The organism is Saccharopolyspora sp., assembly GCF_017434145.1.
GTDB lineage: Bacteria > Actinomycetota > Actinomycetes > Mycobacteriales > Pseudonocardiaceae > Saccharopolyspora_C > Saccharopolyspora_C galaxeae.
In genome coordinates this window covers 1-3,544 of record NZ_JAFRFW010000230.1, presented here as the reverse complement: position 1 = coordinate 3,544, position 3,544 = coordinate 1, and the positions used below count along the sequence as shown (strand labels likewise).

The window sequence follows — 3,544 nt, the reverse complement described above, 5'->3', positions numbered from 1 at the left end:
GTCCAGCTGGCCGACTCCCGGTGCACGGTCAGGGTCGGGCGGCCGGGCCGCCGGAGGTCGAGGACCACCCGGGTGCTGGTGGTGGGAACGTCACCGCACAGGCGCAGCAGCATCCCGCCGGGCAGCGGCTCGACCAGGCAGGTCCCGAACGCGGGCAGCCAGATGCGGGGCTGGTCGAGGTCGGCCGGCAGGGCCACCCGGTCGATCGGGGGGAGCCCGGTGGAGGCGGCGACCCACCCGGTGTGGTCGATCACCAGCGCGTGCCCGTTCAGCTTGGCGAGCATGGGGGTGCCGACGGCGCGCAGCCGGTCCAGGTGGGCGCGGTGCTGCTCCCACAGGCGTGCTTTGGCCAGGCCGGCGACCGCGTGGACCAGGGCCAGGGTGCTGGGGTGCACGGTGTCGGCCGGCCCGCTGACGTCGACCGCGCCGAGGAGCCTCCCGTCGCGGGGGTCGTGCAGGGGCGCGGCCGCGCACGTCCACGGGTGGTGGCTGCGCAGGAAGTGCTCGGCCGAATACACCTGCACCGGGTGGCGCACCACCAGCGCGGTGCCGATCGCGTTGGTGCCCACGGTGCGCTCGGCCCAGTCCGAGCCGGGCACGAAGCCGAGCCGGTCGGCCTGCTTGCGCACCTGCGGGCTGCCCTCGCGCCACAGCACCCGCCCGTCGCCGTCGGCCAGCACCATGATCGTGGCCGACTGCTCGGCGATCGCGGCCAGACTCGCCCGCAGCGTTTCCAGCAGCTCCGGCAGCCGGAACCGTTCGCGGCGCAGGGTCAGCTCGCCTTCGTCGAGCAGCCGCACCTGCCGCGCACGGTCGGGGTCCATGCCCGCGCCCAGCAGCCGCTTCCAAGAATTGCCGATCACCCGGCGGGGGCGGCGTCGCGGGCGGTTGCCGGAGAACGCGTCGGCGTGCATCCGGGCTAGTTCGCGGGCGTAGCCCCGGGGGTCGGCACCTGCCGGGACGGCGGTTTCCAAGGCGTCGGTGCTCTCGTCAGTGCGCACGGGTTCGCTCCTCACGCATTCGCCCCAGTGTGCTGCGCCACACCGCGGCGGTAAACCGTGCGCGGGCTTTCACTTCGGTGCCCGGCCGCGCAGCAGCGGGGCCCGGCCGCGGGGAAGCGGCCGGGCCCCGAGTGCGGATTGCTCAGCCCGGCAGGTGCGCCAGCACGGCGTCGCGGACTTCGCCCGGGTTTTCCATGTGCAGCATGTGCCCGGCCGCGTCGACCACCCGCACCGAATCCTGTTGCGGCACCGGCAGGATCGCGTCGTCGCGGCCCCACAGCACCGTGACCGGTGCCTGCACCGAAGCCAGCAGCCCGGCGGTGTCGATGGCCTGGCTGTCACCGTCGAGCAGCGTGGCCTGCAGCGCCTCCAGCGCCGCGGTGACCCCGTCGAGGCGCTTGTACTTCAGCAGGTCGTCGACCAGCCGCCGGGTGACCTGCTCCGGGTCCGCGAACAGCTTCGCCACCTGCGGTTTGAGCTCGCGCCGCGAGTTGGCCGCCGCGAACGAGCGCAGGAACTCCGCGTCGATGCCGGCGGTGAACCCGGCCGGGGCGACCAGTGTCAGCGAACTGACCCGCTGCCCCGCGGTGGCCGCGAGCTGCGCGGCCACCGCCCCGCCGAGCGAATGCCCGACCACGTGCGCACTGCCGATGCCGCGCGCGTCCAGGTAGCCCAGCACCACATCGGCCAGCGTGGACAGCCCGGCATCGCCGACGTCCTTGACCGACTCGCCGTGCCCGGGCAGGTCGATCGCGTGCACCGTGGCCCGCGCCGAGAGCGGCTCCTGCACGAACAGCCACGAGTTCTTGTCCCCGCCGTAGCCGTGCACCAGCACCACCGGCTCGGGTGCGTCCCCGAGCACGGCCGCGGCGATCTTGCGGCCGCCGACCTCGACGGTGTCGATGCGCGGCCCGGTCTCCTCGGCGACCTCCCCGGACGCCAGCTGCTCGCGCGCCTCGGTGACCGCCGCGTCGATCTCCTCGGCGCCGACCTCGGCCGGGGCCACGATCGCGATCGTGCCGCTGACCGGCACGTCCTGGCCGGCCTCGGCCACGATCGCGCGCAGCACACCGTCCTGAGTGGACTCCAGAGTGCCTGCGATCTTGTCGGTTTCGATCTCGGCGAGGTCCATGCCGTCGCGGACCGAATCGCCCTCGGCCACCAGCCACTCGGTGATCTTGCCCTGGCTCATCGACAGGCCCCACTTGGGCATGACCACCCGCTGGATCTCGCTCATGCACGGCTCCCCTCGTAGCTCGCGGTGGTTTTGACGGCGTTGGCGACCCGTTGCGCGTCCGGGACGTAGAGGTCTTCCAGCGCGTCGCTGAACGGCACCGGCGTGTGCGGGGCGGTGACCATCTCGATCGGCGCCCGCAACGCCCCGAACGCCTCCTTGGCCACCGTCGCGGAGATGTCGGCGGCCACGCTGCAGCGCGGCGTGGCCTCGTCGACCACCACCAGCCGGCCGGTGGACTCCACGCTCTCCAAGATCGTGTCGGTGTCCAGCGGGCTGATCGTGCGCGGATCCAGCACGTCGCAGGAGATGCCGTCGCCCGCGAGCTGGTCGGCGGCCTGCTCGGCGACCTGCACCATCCGCCCGATCGCCACCACCGTGACGTCCTCGCCCTCGCGCACGACGTTCGCTTCGCCGAACGGCAGCGCGTAGCTGTCCTCCGGCACCTCACCGGAGACCTCGTACATCGCCTTGTGCTCGCAGAAGATCACCGGGTCGTCGTCGCGGATCGCCGCGGTCATCAACCCCTTGGCGTCGTACGGCGAGGACGGCACCGCCACCTTCAACCCCGGGATGTGGGTGAAGATCGAGTACAGCGCCTGGGAGTGCTGCGCCGCCGCGCGCAGCCCGGCGCCGTACATGGTGCGGATGGTCACCGGCGTGACCGCCTTGCCGCCGAACATGTAGCGGAACTTCGCCGCCTGGTTGTAGATCTGGTCGAAGCACACGCCCAGGAAGTCGATGAACATCAGCTCCGCCACCGGCCGCAGCCCGCGGGTGGCCGCGCCGATCGCGGCACCGACGAACGCCGACTCGGTGATCGGGGTGTCCAGCACCCGGCCGGGGAACTGGTCGAACAGCCCCTTGGTCACCCCCATCACTCCGCCCCAGGCGTCGTCGGCGCCCGGCGCGCCCGCGCCACCTGCGTTGTCCTCGCCCATCACCACGACCCGCTCGTCGCGGCGCATCTCCTGCAGCAACGCCTCGCTGATCGCTTCGCGGTAGTTGATCGTGCGTGCCATGTGCGGGCCTCCTTCAGTACGAGACGTAGACGTCGGTGGTGAGCTCCGCCGCGGTCGGTTTCGGCGCCGAGCGGGCCGCTGTGACCGAGTCCTCGATCAGGGCCGCCACCTCGGAATCCACCGCGTCCAGTGCCGATCCGGCCAGCAGGGCCTGGCCGAGCACGTGCTCGCGGAACCGCAGCAGGCAATCGGAGTGCTTCTTCGCCTCGGCGACCTCACCGGCCCGGTACGCCTGCCCGTCGCCTTCGAAGTGCCCGTAGTAGCGGGTGAACTTCACTTCCAGCAGC

4 protein-coding genes are annotated in these 3,544 nt (G+C 72.3%); all 4 read right to left on the bottom strand.

The window, feature by feature from the left end:
* Positions 1 to 1,001: GAF domain-containing protein (locus tag IJH84_RS06560; protein ID WP_295141512.1), on the bottom strand; the 1,001-nt coding region annotated here is incomplete at its 3' end.
* A 142-nt stretch (positions 1,002 to 1,143) separates the two neighbouring features.
* Positions 1,144 to 2,238, bottom strand: a complete 1,095-nt coding sequence (locus IJH84_RS06555; protein ID WP_200072500.1) for an acetoin dehydrogenase dihydrolipoyllysine-residue acetyltransferase subunit — start codon at positions 2,236 to 2,238, stop codon at positions 1,144 to 1,146.
* Complete coding sequence (locus IJH84_RS06550) at positions 2,235 to 3,257, bottom strand: alpha-ketoacid dehydrogenase subunit beta (protein ID WP_200072501.1); 1,023 nt, start codon at positions 3,255 to 3,257, stop codon at positions 2,235 to 2,237. The genes IJH84_RS06555 and IJH84_RS06550 overlap by 4 nt, the downstream gene beginning before the upstream one ends.
* A 13-nt stretch (positions 3,258 to 3,270) precedes the next feature.
* A partial coding sequence (locus IJH84_RS06545; RefSeq protein WP_295141505.1) for a thiamine pyrophosphate-dependent enzyme occupies positions 3,271 to 3,544 on the bottom strand: 274 nt, incomplete at its 5' end.